The organism is Halomonas sp. TH-94, from assembly GCF_057473365.1.
Window position 1 is genome coordinate 1 of the sequence record NZ_JBYCKL010000018.1, and the last position, 16,410, is coordinate 16,410.

Annotated in this window: 14 protein-coding genes; 8 read left to right on the top strand and 6 right to left on the bottom strand. The window is 64.5% G+C overall.

Annotated features, from left to right (window positions below; all coding sequences use genetic code 11):
• Positions 1–130: 130 nt before the first annotated feature.
• The 3 genes from gmhB to glyQ all read right to left on the bottom strand — a co-directional run bounded on the left by gmhB (position 131) and on the right by glyQ (position 3,899).
• Positions 131–688, bottom strand: a complete 558-nt coding sequence (gene gmhB / locus AC2VNO_RS03365) for a D-glycero-beta-D-manno-heptose 1,7-bisphosphate 7-phosphatase (RefSeq protein ID WP_486932818.1) — start codon at positions 686–688, stop codon at positions 131–133.
• 149 nt (positions 689–837) lie between these two features.
• Positions 838–2,907 carry a glycine--tRNA ligase subunit beta gene (gene glyS, locus AC2VNO_RS03370; RefSeq protein WP_486932819.1) on the bottom strand — a complete coding sequence of 690 codons (2,070 nt, stop codon included), beginning with the start codon at positions 2,905–2,907 and terminating at the stop codon, positions 838–840.
• A complete protein-coding gene (glyQ, locus tag AC2VNO_RS03375; RefSeq protein WP_228580008.1) occupies positions 2,907–3,899 on the bottom strand; it encodes a glycine--tRNA ligase subunit alpha in 993 nt (330 codons plus the stop codon). The genes glyS and glyQ overlap by 1 nt, the downstream gene beginning before the upstream one ends.
• Before the next feature lie 98 nt (positions 3,900–3,997).
• Here glyQ and rfaD point away from each other — a divergent pair, with 98 nt between their 5' ends.
• Together rfaD and waaF are read left to right on the top strand one after the other, a co-directional pair.
• Complete coding sequence (gene rfaD / locus AC2VNO_RS03380) at positions 3,998–4,963, top strand: ADP-glyceromanno-heptose 6-epimerase (protein ID WP_486932820.1); 966 nt, start codon at positions 3,998–4,000, stop codon at positions 4,961–4,963.
• On the top strand, positions 4,960–6,006 hold the full coding sequence (waaF, locus tag AC2VNO_RS03385) for a lipopolysaccharide heptosyltransferase II (protein ID WP_228580006.1): 1,047 nt from the start codon (positions 4,960–4,962) through the stop codon (positions 6,004–6,006). Before rfaD ends, waaF begins: the two co-directional genes overlap by 4 nt.
• Positions 6,007–6,011: 5 nt before the next feature.
• Here waaF and AC2VNO_RS03390 read toward each other — a convergent pair whose 3' ends face one another.
• Complete coding sequence (locus AC2VNO_RS03390) at positions 6,012–7,688, bottom strand: sulfatase-like hydrolase/transferase (RefSeq protein WP_486932821.1); 1,677 nt, start codon at positions 7,686–7,688, stop codon at positions 6,012–6,014.
• 142 nt (positions 7,689–7,830) lie between these two features.
• Here AC2VNO_RS03390 and AC2VNO_RS03395 point away from each other — a divergent pair, with 142 nt between their 5' ends.
• A complete protein-coding gene (locus AC2VNO_RS03395; protein WP_228580004.1) occupies positions 7,831–8,607 on the top strand; it encodes a glycosyltransferase family 2 protein in 777 nt (258 codons plus the stop codon).
• Here the strand turns inward: AC2VNO_RS03395 and AC2VNO_RS03400 are convergent.
• A complete protein-coding gene (locus tag AC2VNO_RS03400) occupies positions 8,564–9,670 on the bottom strand; it encodes a glycosyltransferase family 9 protein (protein ID WP_486932822.1) in 1,107 nt (368 codons plus the stop codon). The genes AC2VNO_RS03395 and AC2VNO_RS03400 overlap by 44 nt on opposite strands.
• Positions 9,671–9,711: 41 nt before the next feature.
• On the opposite strand from AC2VNO_RS03400, the gene AC2VNO_RS03405 reads away from it, so the two are divergent.
• Complete coding sequence (locus tag AC2VNO_RS03405) at positions 9,712–10,848, top strand: glycosyltransferase family 4 protein (protein WP_486932823.1); 1,137 nt, start codon at positions 9,712–9,714, stop codon at positions 10,846–10,848.
• Complete coding sequence (locus tag AC2VNO_RS03410) at positions 10,845–11,888, top strand: glycosyltransferase family 9 protein (RefSeq protein WP_486932824.1); 1,044 nt, start codon at positions 10,845–10,847, stop codon at positions 11,886–11,888. Before AC2VNO_RS03405 ends, AC2VNO_RS03410 begins: the two co-directional genes overlap by 4 nt.
• On the opposite strand, the gene AC2VNO_RS03415 is transcribed toward AC2VNO_RS03410, so the two are convergent.
• A complete protein-coding gene (locus tag AC2VNO_RS03415) occupies positions 11,864–12,577 on the bottom strand; it encodes a 3-deoxy-D-manno-octulosonic acid kinase (RefSeq protein ID WP_486932825.1) in 714 nt (237 codons plus the stop codon). The two genes, AC2VNO_RS03410 and AC2VNO_RS03415, sit on opposite strands and share 25 nt — an antisense overlap.
• Here AC2VNO_RS03415 and AC2VNO_RS03420 point away from each other — a divergent pair.
• Genes AC2VNO_RS03420 through waaA form a run of 3 tightly spaced genes read left to right on the top strand, consistent with a single transcriptional unit; the run spans position 12,576 to position 16,403 of the window.
• Positions 12,576–13,673: a glycosyltransferase family 9 protein gene (locus AC2VNO_RS03420; RefSeq protein WP_486932826.1), complete on the top strand. Its 1,098-nt coding sequence runs from the start codon at positions 12,576–12,578 to the stop codon at positions 13,671–13,673. The two genes, AC2VNO_RS03415 and AC2VNO_RS03420, sit on opposite strands and share 2 nt — an antisense overlap.
• Positions 13,663–15,093, top strand: coding sequence for a bifunctional D-glycero-beta-D-manno-heptose-7-phosphate kinase/D-glycero-beta-D-manno-heptose 1-phosphate adenylyltransferase HldE (gene hldE, locus AC2VNO_RS03425; RefSeq protein WP_486932827.1), 1,431 nt, complete (start codon positions 13,663–13,665; stop codon positions 15,091–15,093). Before AC2VNO_RS03420 ends, hldE begins: the two co-directional genes overlap by 11 nt.
• Complete coding sequence (waaA, locus tag AC2VNO_RS03430; protein WP_486932828.1) at positions 15,093–16,403, top strand: lipid IV(A) 3-deoxy-D-manno-octulosonic acid transferase; 1,311 nt, start codon at positions 15,093–15,095, stop codon at positions 16,401–16,403. Before hldE ends, waaA begins: the two co-directional genes overlap by 1 nt.
• Positions 16,404–16,410: the final 7 nt, after the last annotated feature.

Genomic DNA, 16,410 nt, shown 5'->3' on the forward strand with positions numbered 1-16,410 from the left:
GGTCCCCAACCGTTTTTTATTACACAACCCCCCCCGCTTTTTTAAAGTACAACCTGCGCGGGCTCACCGGCAGGATGATGCAAGAAGCCGACCCCATGGGGTCGGCTTCTTGCTTTCGTTAGGCAGTCGCTTAACGCTGCTGACTAAGCAGCCAGTCGGTAAAAGCGGCCAGGTCATCGAAGATGCGTGCGTCATGCAGTCCGTCACCCTTCGCCTCGGTATGGGAACCCTTGCCAGTGCGTACGAGCGCTGAGCGGCAGCCCATCGCTTCACCTGCCTGCAGGTCACGCAGACTGTCCCCTACCATCCAACTGCCGACGAGAGTGTCCAGGCCCAGCGCATCACGTATCTGAACGAGCAAGCCAGGCAGGGGCTTGCGGCAGGAGCAGCCGTCATCAGGACCGTGGGGGCAGTGTGCAATGTGCGATAGCGTGCCCCCAGCGGCATTGACCAGCCTATTGAGTTCCTCATGCATCTCGCTCAGCACCGACTCATCGTAGTATCCACGTGCAATGCCTGATTGATTGGTGGCGATGGCCACCGTCCAGCCAGCGCGGCTAAGCCGAGCGATGGCCTCGATGGAAGAGGGGTAGGGGACCCATTCGGCCAGTGACTTGATATAGGCATCGGAGTCATGGTTGATGACGCCATCGCGATCGAGAATCACCAGCCGGGCTGCGTTGGGCATCGTTACACCATTGAGGTTGAGGATGAGAGAAGTGTTTCACGTGGAACACGGCGTGCCAAGGGTAGGCGCCGTCGATGTTTCACGTGGAACATGACAAGTCGGGCATAAAAAAACCGGCCGGGGTCACCGGCCGGCACATGGACTACGCCTTACTGCTGGAGCAAGGCAATGTCGGCCACTTCCAGGAACAGGCCCTGAAGGCCCGCCAGTAACGCCAGACGATTACGTCGGACGGCATCGTCCTCGGCCATGACCATGACATCATCGAAGAAAGTGTCCACTGGAGCGCGAAGTCCTGCGAGGATGTCTAGAGCTTCGCGATAGCGGCCTTCAGCGAAAAGCGGCATGACACTCTCCCGGCTGGAAGCTACCGCCTCGTGCAGGGCATGCTCGGCCGGCTCCTGTAGCAGGGTGTCTGCCACCACCGCACCTTTGGCCTCGCTGGCTTGCTTGGCCAGGATATTGGAAACGCGTTTGTTGGCCGCAGCCAGAGCGGCAGCTTCCTCGCGCCGTGAAAAAGCATGCACGGCGCGCAGGCGGCGGGCGAAATCCAAGGGCTTGGTCACCGGGCGAGCACGAACGGCAAGGTAGACCTCGGCGGGTATGCCTTCGTCCTGGCCCCAGGCGCGGAAGCGGTCGAGCATGTAGCTCAATACTTCATCGACGAGTTTCTCGGCGTAGGGAAGCTCCTGGTGCTGGGCGGCGGCCAGTTCGAGCAGCTCACGCAGGTCGAGCTCCAGCTCGCCCTTGATCATGATGTTGAGCACGCCGATGGCGGCGCGACGCAGAGCGAAGGGGTCCTTGGTGCCACTGGGGCGCTGGCCGATGCCGAAGATGCCGGTCAGGGTATCGAGCCGGTCGGCCAATGCCAGTGCCTGACCGGTACGGCAGGCGGGAATTTCATCACTGGCGAAGCGGGGCAGATATTGCTCTTCCAGCGCTTGAGCCACCTCGGCGGGTTCGCCGTCATGAGTGGCGTAGTAGCGGCCCATGATGCCTTGCAGTTCGGGGAACTCGAGCACCATTTCGGTAACCAGGTCGCACTTGGCCAGTTCGGCCGCACGCCGTGCCTGGGCGACGTCACCGCCGATGCGGCCGGCAATGAAGGCTGCCACTGCAGCGCTGCGGTGCGCCTTGTCGGCCAGGGTGCCGAGCTGCTGCTGGAAGACGACGCTGGCCAGGCCGGGGATACGCGCCGATAGCGGCTGCTTCCGGTCGGTATCGTAGAAGAAGGCGGCATCGGCCAGTCGCGGGCGAATGACTTTTTCATTGCCATCGATGACCTGCTGAGGATCGTGGCTGTCGATATTGGCAATGGTAATGAACTGTGGCCGGAGCCGACCCTGCTCATCGAGCAGGTGGAAGTACTTCTGGTTGGCCTTCATCGAAGAGATGAGGCATTCCGCGGGGACCTCGAGGAAACGCTCGTCGAAGCTTCCCGCCAGTGCCACTGGCCACTCGACAAGACCGCTCACTTCGATGAGCAGCGCTTCGTCGATCACCGCCTGGGCTTCCTGGACCTCGGCCTCGGCCAGCACCTGTTCGCGGATCCGCTCGCGCCGACGCTCGCGATCTGCCAGTACCCATGCCTGCTCGAGGACATCGAGATAGTCGTCGGCGTGTGCCAGTTCGACGGGTTCGGGGGCGTGGAAGCGATGGCCGCGGGTGGTACGGCCAGCCGTCAGGCCGAGGGTTCGAGCCTCCACCACGTCGCTGCCATAGAGCATCACCAGCCAGTGCACGGGGCGCGAGAACTCGATTCGCGAGGCGCCCCAGCGCATGTTCTTGGGCACCGGCAGGGCGGCGATGGCTTTGTCGACGATGGCCGGCAGCAGGCGAGTAGTGGACTCCCCCTGCTGTTGTTCGCGGTAGCCGAGCCAGGCGCCCTTGTCGGTCTCGAGCTGGATCAGGTCGGCCACTTCGACGCCGCAGGAGCGGGCGAAGCCTTCGGCAGCCTTGGTCGGCTGGCCGTCCTTGTAGGCGGCGGCAAGCGCTGGGCCGCGACGCTCCACTTCGCGGTCGGGCTGCTTGTCGGCCAACTCCGCCACCTGTACGGCCAGCCGACGTGGCGTGGCATAGGCACGAATGTCACCGAAGGCGACCTCGGCTTGCGTTAAGCCGCGGCGAATGCCGTCGGCAAGGGCATCGGAGAGCGAGTCGATGGCGCCCGGCGGCAGCTCCTCGACGCCGAGCTCGATCAGAAAGGTTTGGGCAGCCATCACGCGTCTCCCTGTTCGGCGGTCGTGTCCTGGGCCAGCAGTTCCTGGCGCAGGGCTTCGGGGGCCAGCGGGAAGCCGGCGGCCTTGCGCGAGGCGTAATAGGCATGAGCTACGTCGCGGGCCATGGTGCGAACGCGCAGGATGAAGCGCTGCCGCTCGGTTACCGAGATGGCGTGACGAGCATCCAGCAGGTTGAAGGTATGCGAGGCCTTGAGCACCTGCTCATAGGCCGGTAACGGCAGGCCGGCTTCGAGCAGTTTGATGCACTCGCGCTCCTGATGGTCGAAGGCCTTGAACAGCGCCGGCACGTCGGCATGCTCGAAGTTGTAGGCAGACTGCTCGCGCTCGTTCTGCAGGTAGACGTCGCCGTAGGTGACCTTGGTGCCATCCGGTGCGATGGTCCACACCAGATCGTAGACGCTGTCGACGTTCTGCAGATACATGGCGATACGTTCCAGCCCATAGGTGAGCTCGCCGGTAACCGGGTAGCACTCCAGCCCGCCGGCCTGCTGGAAATAGGTGAACTGCGTCACCTCCATGCCGTTGAGCCATACTTCCCAACCGAGCCCCCAGGCGCCCAGCGTCGGCGACTCCCAGTTGTCTTCGACGAAGCGAATATCATGTACCAGCGGGTCGATACCGAGACGCTCGAGCGAACCCAGGAAGCGCTCCTGCAAGTCGGCAGGGGAGGGTTTCATCACCACCTGAAACTGGTAGTAGTGCTGCAGACGGTTGGGGTTCTCGCCGTAGCGGCCGTCGGTGGGTCGGCGGGAAGGCTGAACATAGGCGGCATTCCACGTTTCCGGCCCGATGGAACGCAGGAAGGTGGCGGGGTGGAAGGTGCCGGCCCCGACCTCCATGTCCAGGGGCTGAAGAACCACGCAGCCTTGTTCGGCCCAGTACTGCTGCAAGGCCAGTATCAGGCCTTGGAACGTGGTCGCGTCTGCCTTCGACCCTGAGGCCGAGGTCGACGGGGATGTCGAGAGTGTCATTGCGGATGCACCGTTGGCCATGAATTCACAGGTCGTCAAGTATACAATCACAGGCACATGGGTTATAGGCGCAGCGACTGCGCCACAGCGAGGTTCATATGATCGTAGTGACAGGGGGCGCCGGCTTCGTCGGCTCGAATCTGGTCAAGGCCCTCAACGAGCGCGGACGTCACGACGTGCTGGTCGTAGACGACCTCTCCGACGGTACCAAGTTCGTCAACCTGGCGGACTGCACCCTGGGCGACTATCTCGACAAGGGCGATTTTCGCGCCCGGGTGGAAGAGGTGCTGCGTGGCGAGCCCTCGCGCCTGCCGCCGATCGAGGCGATTTTTCACGAGGGGGCTTGCTCGGATACCACCGAGTGGGACGGCCGCTTCATGCTCGACAACAACTTCGAGTACTCCAAGGTGCTGCTGCACTTCTGTCAACAGCAGGGCATCCCGTTCCTCTACGCCTCCTCGGCGGCTACCTATGGTGGCAGCCGGGTGTTTCGCGAAGAGCCCGAGTACGAGAAGCCGCTGAACGTCTACGGCTACTCCAAGCTGCTCTTCGACCAGTACGTGCGTCAGCACTGGGCCGAGTTCACCAGTCAGGTAGTCGGATTTCGCTACTTCAACGTCTACGGCCCGCGTGAGCAGCACAAGGGCAAGATGGCGAGCGTGGCCTATCACAACCACACCCAGGTCAGCGCAGGGCAGGATCTTCGTCTGTTCGGCGCCTGGGATGGCTATGAAGCAGGCATGCAGAGTCGCGATTTCGTTTATGTGGGCGACGTGGTGGACGTCAATCTGTGGTTCCTCGACAACCCTGACAAGTCAGGTATCTACAACCTCGGCTCCGGCCGGGCCGAGCCGTTCAAGGCCATCGGAGAGGCGGTCATCGCGCATCACGGCCGCGGTCGTATCGAGTACATCGACTTCCCCGACGAGCTCAAAGGGCGCTACCAGAGCTATACCCGGGCCGACATCACACGCCTGCGCGAGGCCGGCTACGAGCGCGAGTTCCGTACCGTGGCAGAGGGCGTAAAGGCCTATCTCGAATGGTTGGACGGGGCCGAGAGATGAGCCAGGCGGTGCCAACGAGGCCCCGTATTCTGGTCGTCGGTCCTGCTTGGGTCGGCGATATGGTCATGGCTCAGAGCCTGTTCAAGACCCTCAAGCAGCAGCATCCCGGCGGCCACCTCGGCGTAGTGGCTCCGGGCTGGTCGCAGCCGATTCTCGAACGCATGGCGGAGGTGGATGAAATCGCCCTGCTGGACGTGGGGCATGGGCGATTCGGCTGGTCGGCCCGGCGTGCCCTGGCTCGCCAGCTGCGCGGTCGCTTCGACACGGCCATCGTACTGCCGCGTTCCTGGAAGTCGGCGCTGGTGCCGTTTCTGGCGCGGGTGCCGCGGCGTATCGGCTTTACCGGAGAACAGCGCTACGGCTTGCTCAACGATCGGCGGGGGCTCGACAAGACGCTGCTCGACCAGACGGTTAAACGTTTCGTGGCACTTGGCTTGCCGGCCGAGGAGGTGAGACACGGTAATGTGACCGTTCCCCAACCGCGTTTACGGGTCGACCCCGAGAATCTTGTCGAACTGCGTATCCGCCTGGGGCTGTCGTCCCGGCCGGCCATTGGCATGATGCCGGGCGCTGAGTATGGCCCCGCCAAGCAGTGGCCGCTGGGACACTTTCACGAGCTTGCCGGGCGCCTGGTGGCAGAGGGCTATGAGATACGCGTGCTGGGTGGGCCCAAGGATGTCGCTGCCGGGGAGGTCATTGCCGAGGGGCAGAACCATGTCCACAATCTGTGCGGCAAGACCCGGCTGGCCGATGCGGTGGATCTGCTCGCCGACTGCCAGCAGGTCATCACCAACGATTCCGGGTTGATGCACGTGGCCGCTGCGGTAGGCACTCGCGTGCAGGCGCTCTACGGTTCGTCATCGCCGGCCTATACGCCACCGCTGACAGACAACGCCGTCATTCATACTCTGGCACTCGAATGCTCGCCTTGCTTTGAGCGCAGCTGCCCGCTGGGGCATACCAACTGCCTCGTTCAGCTGTCGCCACAGCGGGTCCTGGCCAGCGTGCTGGCCAGCGATACGGCCGTCATCGCTCGCAGCTGAGTGCGTCATTGCACGTCGGCGGGCTTATCCCCCGTAGCGTCCTTGGGCGCTTCCACCACCTGCTCCTGCTCCACTTCCTCGGTAGGTGGTTGTGGCTGCGGGGCAAGCCCCTGCCAGAGGCGCTCCTGAAGCGCCGACTCTTCGCGCATCCGTGCATTGATCTGGGCCTTGCCATACTCCTCGATGAGCGTCGGCTCTTCGGAAAGCAGTGAAACCCCCAGGCCGGCACGGTGCCAGTCGATAGTGAAGCCCAAGGCTTCGAGAATGGTGGGAAAGACATCCACCATGGAAGCTTCGCGGCTCTGGCGACCCACGGGGATGTCGGGGCCCAGCAGCATGAAGGTATTGTCACGCTCACCCATGAGCAGCTGCTCCCAGACCGATACGCGCATGGTCAGGTGGTCGCTGGCAACGATGACGACAGTATTGTCGAGCAGGCCTTCGGCATCGGCGCGTTCGAGGAAGTCACGTGCCAGCCAGGCCGAACACTCCACCGAGTAGAGGATGTCAACGCCGTCGAACTCGCCCTGACGCTCGATGCAGGACTGGGCGGGGTAGCCGCGAGGGGCGTGGCCGGCGATGGTCAGGTTGACCACCCCCCAGGGACCCGGCTCCCGGTTCAGACGACGCATCTCTTCGAGAGTGAAATCGTAAAGCGAGTCATCATAGAGCCCCCAATTGTTGACGTAATTGGGGTCCTCGAGTCGGGGCTGAAGGTCCTCGCGGCCGAGCACGGTATCGAAGCCGTGCTCCTTGTAAAAGATGCCCTTGCCGGCGAACGCCGTACTGGCGCCCCCCAGATAGCTGAGTCGGTAGCCCTGCTCGGAGAGCAGGTCGCCGAGACAGTCGACGCCGGGGACGACCTGCTCGAGGGGCGAAAACTGGCGGTCATGCAGCAGGCCTGCCGGCATCAAGGGGCTGCCGCATTGGCTGGCGATCATACCGGCCATTGTCCAACCGGTATTGTCGAGCTGGTAGACCCCTTCATAGACCAGGCCATGCTCACCGACGGCATCCAGATCGGCATAGGCGTCGCCGAAGCGCTCCCGGTCGGCATAGGTACGCTCGATGCTTTCCAGGTACATCAACAGCAGATTGGGCCGCTGTTCGGGCACATCCAGAATGACCGGCTGAACGTATTGCCGATCAAGCCAGGCGCCGTCATCGGTGACGATGGCAGCGCCGCGTTGGGTGACACCATACAACAGCGGGTTGCTGGCCAGCAGCACCAGCGCCAGGAAGGGTTCGGCCCGGCGCCAGGGCCTATCATGGCGGATCAGCCAGGTAATGGCTGCCAGCAGCGCTGCCATGGTCAGCGTGTAGCCAATCGCAGCGCCGATCCGGCTGACGCCGCCGTGGTCGGTCATGCCAGCCTGGAGGTGGAAGAATACCGCGCCGAGATCGACGATGCCGAAACTCTCGGAAAGGTAGATGTAAAGCCCCCAAAGTGCGATCGGCAGCAGGCTCCAGGGCCAACCGCGTGAAGGTGTTGCGTGAGCGCGGCGCGGGGCGCCCCAATGGCGCCATGCCCCCAGGGCCAGCCAGGCGGCCATGACCAGCAGCAGGCTCCACTTCGGCAGGCGGGTCAAGGCGGTTACCGCATAGCCCAGGCAGAACCCGATGATCAGCAGCGATATCCAGCGCGGATGAGCCAGTGCGAGAAACTTGGCGGGAATCGTCATGGGTCGAGGGTATCCGTAGAATTCGCCTGCCAGCTTACCAAAAGGCTTCAGCGCCTAGCACCATGCAATCGAGAGCCGTGTTTGGCGCGATCATGGCGGCGGCAGTACACTGGCCAGCCGCCAACGCGACGAGGAGAGGTCGATGAGCCTGGCTGCCGTACTGATCGTCAAGAACGAGGCCGTTCACCTGCGTGCCTGCCTGGAGACGCTTACCTGGGCCGATGAGATCGTGGTGCTGGACGCCGGCAGCCAGGATGCCACCTGCGACATCGCGCGCGAGTTTACTGACAAGGTGGCGATCAACGACGACTGGCAGGGCTTTGGCGTGCAGCGCCAGCGCGCCGAGGCGATGGTCACGAGTGACTGGATTCTCATGGTCGATGCCGACGAACGGGTGACCCCGGAGCTGCGTCAGAGCATTCAGGCGGCAGTTGGCACCGGTGAGCCGGCAATTCATACGCTGCCGCGCCTCTCTTGGTGCTTCGGGGACTTCATTCGCCACTCCGGCTGGTATCCCGACCGGGTGGCGCGCCTCTACCCCCGAGGGCAAGCGGGTTATGATGCGGCCCTGGTCCATGAAAAGCTGCAGAACCCTGGCGCGCTTCCGGTCAAGGCGCTACAGGGTGACTTATTGCACTATACCTACCGCGACCTGCGCCACTACCTTGAAAAGTCGGCGCATTACGCGCAAGCCTGGGCCGAGCAGCGAGCCGCTCGCGGCAAGCAGGGCAGCCTCGCGGCTGGCGTCGTGCACGGGCTGGGCTGCTTTGTACGCATGTACCTGCTGCGCGCGGGCTTTCTCGATGGCCGTCAGGGTTTGTTGCTGGCTCTGCTCTCGGCGCACTCCACTTTCGCCAAGTATGCCGATCTTTGGGTCAGGACGCGGACGACGCCGCCCGACGACGCACCAGGGCGCTGATCTCGAGAGCAGCGGCCTCGAGATCGATGGCCGACATCTCGCTCTCTCCGGCTTGCTCGGGCGGGCTGAAGGCGAGGCGTCGATCCTCGTCGTTGCAGGTCTGCCAGCGCAGTGAAGTCGCCGAACGGCGCGAAGGGTAGAAGCCTGCCGTGGGCCGGTTCAGGCAGGCGGCGATATGCAGCGGCCCGGTGGAACCGGCGACGAACAGGTCGGCGGCGGCTAGCGCCAGGGCAAAAGCGCCCAGACTCTGGCGTGGCGGTAGCACCTTGGAGAGTAGCTCGTTGCGGCCCAGCTCCGCGCACAGCTCCTGGGCGACGGGCTCTTCACCCGGGCCGGCGGTCAGCACCCAGTGTGCCTGAACGCCATGATCAGCAAGCTGTGAATCGATGGTCATGGCCAGTTCGACATATTGGCGAGGGGAGAGGTTGACCGCCGACCCGCCGCTACCGGCGTGCAGGAATAGCCACGGACGCGACGCGTCCAGCCCCAGCTCATCGGCAATCTCCTTGCGCTGGGTAGCGATGGTGCCGGAGGGGAGGGGCCAGAAGGGAGGCGTGGGACGCGGCCCCGGGTCATGACCCAGGGCACCGAGCAGCGCTTCGGCCAGCTCGATGTTGTACAGGTACTCCGGCCTCTCGGAGCGTGACCTGCGCTGCACCACACGTTGATTGTAGAATAGCTGCGCCCATTTGGTGGCGGGCGCCACACGGCAGGATATGCCTGCCCGCCAGCCCAGCCAGCCGACGCGCGGCGTGGAAAAGAGGGTGAGCAGAGCCGAGAAGCGCTCGCGACGCAGCAGCGCCAGAAGTTCACGCTGCGCCTGTTTTCCGGCAGCTTCGCCAGGATCGATGATCACGCTGTCGATCCAAGGGCAGAGTCTGGCAAGTGGCGCGGTATAGGTGGGTACCAGGACGCTGACCTTCGCCTCGGGAAGGCGGGCCTTGAGACATGCCAGCGCCGGCCAGGCGAGCATGAAGTCGCCGAGCTTGTCGTTGCGCACCACCAGGATGTGTGGCGAATGCCCCGAAACGTGGTGTTTGGCCACGGTGGAATGAGACGTCATCTGGGCTCCCGAGCCCCGCTTGACCGATTTAGGAGACACTCTTGACGCACAAGGTCATGCATATCTGCCTTTCGGATGGCTGGGGCGGACTCGAAATGTATCCTGCGCGGATTATACCCGAGCTGCAACGTCAGGGGTGGGAAGCCCACGGCCTGGCCTTGGCCGGCTCGCGTGTGGCGGAAAGTCTGATGGCCGCCGGCATCGAGCCGTTGACCGTGCCCACACGGGGGCGGGCTCTGCTTCAGGCGGGGCGAGTACTGGCCTATCTCAAGCGTCACGATATCGGCGCGCTTCACTGCCACAAGTCCAGCGATCTACGCCTGGGGGCGCTGCTGGCGACGCTGCGTCCAAGCCTCAGGCTGTTCTTTACCGATCACATGGGCGTAACCCGGCCGAAGAAGGACCCCTATCATCGCTGGGCCTACGGTCGCGTCACACGGCTCTTCGCCATCAGCGAGGCGACACGACAGCGCAACCTCGCAGCCTTTCCGCTGGAGGAAGCGCGTATCCGCAGGCTCTATCTTGGAATCGATCTGGCGGCCTATACACCGCAGATGGAGGAAGCGACACGTGAAACAGTACGCCGAGAGTTTGGCGTCTGCCCCGGCCAAGTGGCCATTGCGCTTCCAGGCCGGCTGACCGATGGTAAAGGCCACGAGGTGTGGCTGGAAGGGCTGGCGCGGCTGTCCGAGCGAGCCCCCGACCTGGCGTGGCACGGCGTGCTGATTGGCGGTATCACGGCCCGAGAGGGCAGCGATGAGGCTTATGTGGCGCGGTTGCGCGAGCGGATCGCCACTCTGGGACTGGAAGACGCCATCACCTTTGCCGGGTTCCGCCCTGATCTGCCACGCGTGTTCGAGGCGCTGGACATCGTCTGCGTACCCTCACGCAACGAGGCCTTCGGCCTGACCGTGGTCGAGGCCATGGCTGCCGGCAAGGCGATCATCGGTGCCGCCAGCGGGGCGATTCCCGAGCTGCTCGACGCCGACTGCGGTCGCCTCGCCGATCCCGAATCCGGCGAGGACTGGGCCGAGGCCATGGCGGAGCTCGGCCACGACGCCGCGCTGCGCCATCGGCTTGGCCAGGCTGGCAGGGCAAGGGCCGAGCGCGACTTTGCCATCGCGGCACATGTGAAAGCCCTGATTCGTGAATACGCCGGTAAGGAGCCAGTGGCATGAAAGCCTGGATTGAAAAGGGCGGTTATCTCAACGGTCGCGGCCGTAAGTGGCTGTCGCGTCTGCATGTGGAACAGGTACGCCGCATTCTGGTAATTCGCCAGTGTGCCTTTGGCGACATGATGGCGACCCGCCCGTTCCTGGTGGAGCTCCGCCGCCTGTTTCCGCAGGCGCACATCACGTTGAGCACGGTCAGTAAATACCAATACGCCGTGCCCGACGATCTGGTCGATGAGGTACACGTGCTGGATTCACGCGGCTCGTTGGGCGAGCAGTGGCGCTCCCTGCGCCAGCATCGCGAGTTCGACGTTCTCTTCGACCTGGCCGATACGGCACGCTCCCGCCTGCAGACATTGCTGACCTCGGCCCGGGTCAAGCTTGGTTTCCCCTACAAGCGGCAGCTCAATCGCTTGCTGTTCGATGTCGGCATACTGCGCTCGGACTTTCACTACGAAGCCGAGGTGCTGCTCGACTTTCTCAAGATCATGGGCCACAAGCCGAAGTACCCGCTTGAGTTCGCCATGCCGCGTCATCGGCGCGCCGAATCCCAGCCGCGCATCGTCTACTTCCCATACGCCGCGGTGGCGGAAAAATCACTGTCCCAGGAGTCGTGGGGGCATTTGATCGAGCAGGCGGCACGGGAGTTTCCCGGCTATCGCCATGTGCTGCTCGAGGGCCACAAGGCCGAGGAGTCGGGAGACTTTCTTGCCGACGTGGCGGCCCGCAACGACAACGTCGAGATACAGGGACGCATGGACCTCGAGCGGTTGGCACCTTGGATGGCGGCCTCCAGCGTGCTGGTTTCAGGCGACACCGGCGTGCGCAATCTGGCGCTGGCGACCCATACGCCGACGCTGGGCATCTTTTTCATGACGGTGCCGTTTCGCTACTGGCCGCGCTATGAGGACTGCCACGAAGCGGTGTTTCACCGCGATGGCCAGGTGCCGGGCAAGATGGACATCCTGCAGGGATTGGAAGAGCTACTCGAGCGACTCTACCCGGAGCGGGGCAAGGCGCGTCAATCTTCATCCGCGGAAGCGTAGCCGCGCCGTATCGCTGAGATGGCGTCGTCGGCGTGGCACTTGACCAGCGAGCGGCCGAGCCGTTCCAGGTTCGCTTGCCGCCAGGCGCCGGGAGGGCGCAGCCGGCAGCGGTCGAGGTCGATCAGCCATACCTGGCCGGCTTCGTCGATGAGAAGATTGCGCGCGTTGAGGTCGACATGATCGAGGCCCGCCTCATGGAAGCGGCGCACGGTGGCGCCGACCCGCTCGAGCAGCACCGTGTCGGCCTCGGCAAGGCGTTCCGCCAGGGCTTTGGCGCCGGAAATGCGCACCGTGATCAGCGCTGCCGAATAGGTCGCCGGACCGTGTCGGGTCACACCTGCGGCCACCGGCTGCGGCACCGGCAGGCCCAACGCATGCAGGTGGGCGGTGAGGCGAAGCTCGCGATAGGCGCGGCTGCGCTCGAGCCCCGTCCACAGGTAGCGGGCCTGGCTGATTCGCGCGATCAGGCCGCCGCGGCGATAGGGGCGCAGCACCCACTGTGCATGGCCGACATCGAGAAACAGACTGCTGCCGCGACCGGGAGCCTCGCCCACCACGCGCCCGGTACGGCGCCAGTGTTCGGGGTCGATCAGCGACGGGCCGATTTGTGGCGTCGGCTCGGCGTCACATACACTGTCCGCATCATATAGAATGAAAGTCTTTCCTGTCCGACATGTTGCCAAGTGCATGAAGCATCCTCTGCCTGCCCAACCGCGCCATATTGCCGTGCTGCGACTCTCCGCCCTCGGCGACGTGTGCAACCTGGTGCCCACCGTACGCGCCCTGCAGCGCCAGTGGCCCGACGTGCGCATTACCTGGATCATCGGCAAGGCGGAACACAGTCTACTGGCTGGCCTGTCGGGGGTCGAATTCGTGGTCTACGACAAGTCCACGGGCATGGCCGGCATGCGCCGCCTGTGGCGTGAGCTGAACGACACCCGCTTCGACGTGCTGCTGCACATGCAGCAGGCGCTGCGGGCAAGCGTGCTCTCGCTGGGGCTAAAGGCCAAGGTGCGGGTGGGCTACGACAAGGCGCGAGCCAAGGATGCCCAGAACTGGTTCACCCACCGCCAGATTCCCCCCCATCCCCGAGCCCACGTGCTCGAGTCGTTCCTCGACTTTGCCCGCCTGCTGGGCGTCGAGGACCTTTCGCTTGAGTGGAATGTGCCGGTACCGGAGGCGGCTCGCGATGAAGCCGCGGCGTTGACCGGAAGCACCGCCTATCTGCTGATGAGTCCCTGTGCCAATCCCCGGCTGCGCAATTTCCGCAACTGGTCGGCAGAGGGCTATGCTGCCGTCATCGAGCATGCCTGGACGCAATATGGATTCAAGTCGGTGCTCACCGGTGGCAGCAGTACACAGGAGCGTGAGATGGGCGAGCGCATCGTCGCGCTGTGCCGTCCGGAAGCGGTGATCGACGCCATTGGCGCCACCTCGCTCAAGGGGCTCATGGCCTTGATTGCCGGAGCCCGGGTGGTCATCGCTCCCGACTCCGGGCCGGTGCACATGGCCAATGCCATGGGCACGCCGGTGGTAGGCCTGTTCGCCACCACCAACCCCGACCGCGCCGCACCCTACCGGTGGCGTGAATACGTGGTCAACCGCTACCCGGATGCGGTTCGCACCTACCTTCACCGCGAGCCCGAAGAGATAACCTGGGGCCAGCGCGTGCGCCACCCCGATGCCATGGCACTGATTCGCGTCGATGACGTGGTCGAGCGACTCGACGCGCTGCTGATGCGCCCCCACGACCGCAAGGAAGAGGAACGATCCGATGAAGCTTGACCTGACCGCGCTGGAGCAGGCGCACGTCCTGGTGGTGGGTGACGTGATGCTTGACCGCTATTGGCATGGAGCCACCTCTCGCATCTCGCCCGAAGCGCCGGTGCCGGTGGTACGAGTGGACGAGTGCGAGGACCGGCCCGGCGGCGCAGCCAACGTGGCACTCAACATCGCCTCGCTGGGCGCCCATGCCGCTCTGAGCGGCATGGTGGGGGATGACGACAACGCTCGGCGGTTGGGCGAGCGCATGGAGGCGGCTGGAGTCGATACCTACTTCCAGAGCAGCCCCGGCATTCCCACCATCACCAAGCTGCGTGTGATGAGCCGCAACCAGCAGCTGATTCGGCTCGACTTCGAAGACGGCCTGGGTGAGCTCGACACCCGCGGATTGTTGTCACGGGTCGAGCAGGGGCTGCCCGACTGCGATCTGGTGATCCTCTCCGATTACGGCAAGGGGACCCTCAATCGAGTCGAAGAGCTGATCGCCCTGGTACGAGGCGCCGGCAAACGGGTGCTGGTCGACCCCAAGGGCAGCGATTTCGGCAAGTATCGCGGGGCCAGCGTAATCACTCCCAACCTGGCCGAGTTCGAAGCGGTGGTGGGTCACTGTCGCGACGACGAGGAGTTGGCCGCCAAGGGGGCGTCGCTATGCGCTGAGCTCGATCTCGAAGCGTTGCTGATCACTCGCAGCGAGAAAGGCATGACCTTGATACGCGGCGACCACGAGCCGCTGCACCTGCCCACCCGGGCCCGGGAAGTGTTCGACGTTACCGGCGCCGGCGATACCGTGATCGGCGTGCTGGGACTGGCGCTGGCCGCCGGTCACGGCTTCCCCGAAGCGATGACGCTGGCCAATCTGGCGGCCGGTCTGGTCGTGGCCAAGCCCGGCACCGCCACGCTCTCCATCGCCGAGCTCTACACCGCCGTGCATGGCGACAAGCTGGCCGAATTCGGCCCCATCGAAGAGGCCCCGCTGATCGAAGCGGTGCGTGCCGCCCAGCTGCGCGGCGAGCGCGTGGTGATGACCAACGGCTGCTTCGATATCCTGCACGCCGGCCATGTCGCCTACCTGCAGCACGCCCGCCAACTGGGCCACCGACTGATAGTGGCGGTCAATGATGACGCCTCCATTGGCCGACTCAAGGGCCCCTCCCGCCCGATCAATCCCCTGAACCGGCGCATGCAGGTTCTGGCCGGCCTCGGTGCGGTGGATTGGGTGGTGCCGTTCAGCGAGGATACGCCGCAGCGCCTGATCGAAGCGGTATTACCCGATATTTTGGTCAAGGGCGGTGATTATCGCGCAGACGAGATCGCAGGTGGCGACGCGGTGCGTGCTGCCGGCGGTGAGGTTAAGGTGCTGGGCTTCGAAGATGGCGTCTCCACCACCGCCATGATCGCTACCATTCTCGATCGCGAGAGCTGATGGCCGCGTCACCATCCCGTTGGCCCCGCTGGCTCTACTCAGCAGCGCTTTATCTGCTTGCGCCCTTGGTGTGGCGAAGAGTCTGGCGTGAGCATGCGCTCACTAACCGGCGGCGTGAACGTCTTGGGCTGATACGACGTCCGTCCGATGGCACACCGCAGCTGTGGCTGCACTGTGCGTCGGTGGGTGAAGTGCTGGCCGCACGACCGTTGATCGATGCACTGCTGGAGCGCTATCCGCATCACCGCTTGATGGTCACCACCATGACCGCCACCGGTGCCGAGCGGGTCCACGCACTAAGGGAGGCAAGGCGTCAGGCCGGTCAGGCAGAGCGTTTGCAGCACGCCTTCGTGGCCCTCGATTATCCCGGTGCAGCGAGGCGCTTCATCGCACGCCTCGAGCCCGAGTTGGCCATCTTCTTCGAAACCGAGCTGTGGCCTAACCTGCTGACGGCTTGCCAGCGTAGCGGTGTCCCCACCGCGGTGGTCAATGGCCGACTCTCGCCGCGCGCCCTGAGCGGCTACCGTCGTGTGCGCCCCCTGATGGCAGCGGCGCTGGCACAGGTTGACTGGCTGGCCGCGAAGTCGCGCGGCGATGCCGAGCGCTTCCGTGAGCTGGGCATGCCAGTCACGCGCACCGATGTGGTGGGCTCGCTGAAGTACGACATGGCACCGGACGATGCCGCGACGGCGGAGAGCAAGCGGCTGTGCACGCAGTTGGGCTCACGGCCGGTGTGGGTGGCGGGCTCCACGCATCCCGGTGAAGATGAGCAGCTGCTCGAAGTCCATGCTCGTCTGCGGCAGTCCTACCCCAACGCCCTGCTGATCCTCGTGCCGCGACATCCCCAGCGCTTCGATGCCGTCGCGACGCTCTGCCGCGAGCGCGGTATGGCAGTGGCACGGCGCTCCCGGGGAGAGTGGCCCGGTGAACGTACCGCCGTCTACCTGGGCGATACCATGGGTGAGTTGCTGACACTCTACGGTGCCGCCGACCTGGCCTTCGTCGGCGGCAGTCTGGTACCCGTGGGGGGGCACAACCTGCTCGAACCCGCCGCCATGGGCGTGCCGGTACTGACCGGACCCGAACTGGCCAATTTCGCCGATGTGGCCGACACCCTTCGCCACGGCGGTGCACTGGTCGAAGTGAGCGACACTGCCATGCTGGCCGATACGTTGGTGACCCTCTTTCTCGACGAAGCCGAACGCCACCGCTTGGCCGAGGCCGGCCTGGCAGTAGTGGCGGCCAATCGCGGCGCGCTGGCGCGCACTCTCCTCGGGCTCGAGCAACTCCTGAAAGTAAGTAAGCGCTAACTTACCT

Bases quoted from the DNA above. Each gene is read 5' to 3' on its own strand.
- rfaD (WP_486932820.1), top strand. From the start codon at position 3,998: ATGATCGTAGTGACAGGGGGCGCCGGCTTCGTCGGCTCGAATCTGGTC.
- glyS (WP_486932819.1), bottom strand. From the start codon at position 2,907: ATGGCTGCCCAAACCTTTCTGATCGAGCTCGGCGTCGAGGAGCTGCCG.
- AC2VNO_RS03390 (WP_486932821.1), bottom strand. From the start codon at position 7,688: ATGACGATTCCCGCCAAGTTTCTCGCACTGGCTCATCCGCGCTGGATA.
- AC2VNO_RS03410 (WP_486932824.1), top strand. From the start codon at position 10,845: ATGAAAGCCTGGATTGAAAAGGGCGGTTATCTCAACGGTCGCGGCCGT.
- AC2VNO_RS03395 (WP_228580004.1), top strand. From the start codon at position 7,831: ATGAGCCTGGCTGCCGTACTGATCGTCAAGAACGAGGCCGTTCACCTG.
- hldE (WP_486932827.1), top strand. From the start codon at position 13,663: ATGAAGCTTGACCTGACCGCGCTGGAGCAGGCGCACGTCCTGGTGGTG.
- waaA (WP_486932828.1), top strand. From the start codon at position 15,093: ATGGCCGCGTCACCATCCCGTTGGCCCCGCTGGCTCTACTCAGCAGCG.
- glyQ (WP_228580008.1), bottom strand. From the start codon at position 3,899: ATGACACTCTCGACATCCCCGTCGACCTCGGCCTCAGGGTCGAAGGCA.
- AC2VNO_RS03420 (WP_486932826.1), top strand. From the start codon at position 12,576: ATGAAGCATCCTCTGCCTGCCCAACCGCGCCATATTGCCGTGCTGCGA.
- waaF (WP_228580006.1), top strand. From the start codon at position 4,960: ATGAGCCAGGCGGTGCCAACGAGGCCCCGTATTCTGGTCGTCGGTCCT.
- AC2VNO_RS03415 (WP_486932825.1), bottom strand. From the start codon at position 12,577: ATGCACTTGGCAACATGTCGGACAGGAAAGACTTTCATTCTATATGAT.
- AC2VNO_RS03400 (WP_486932822.1), bottom strand. From the start codon at position 9,670: ATGACGTCTCATTCCACCGTGGCCAAACACCACGTTTCGGGGCATTCG.
- gmhB (WP_486932818.1), bottom strand. From the start codon at position 688: ATGCCCAACGCAGCCCGGCTGGTGATTCTCGATCGCGATGGCGTCATC.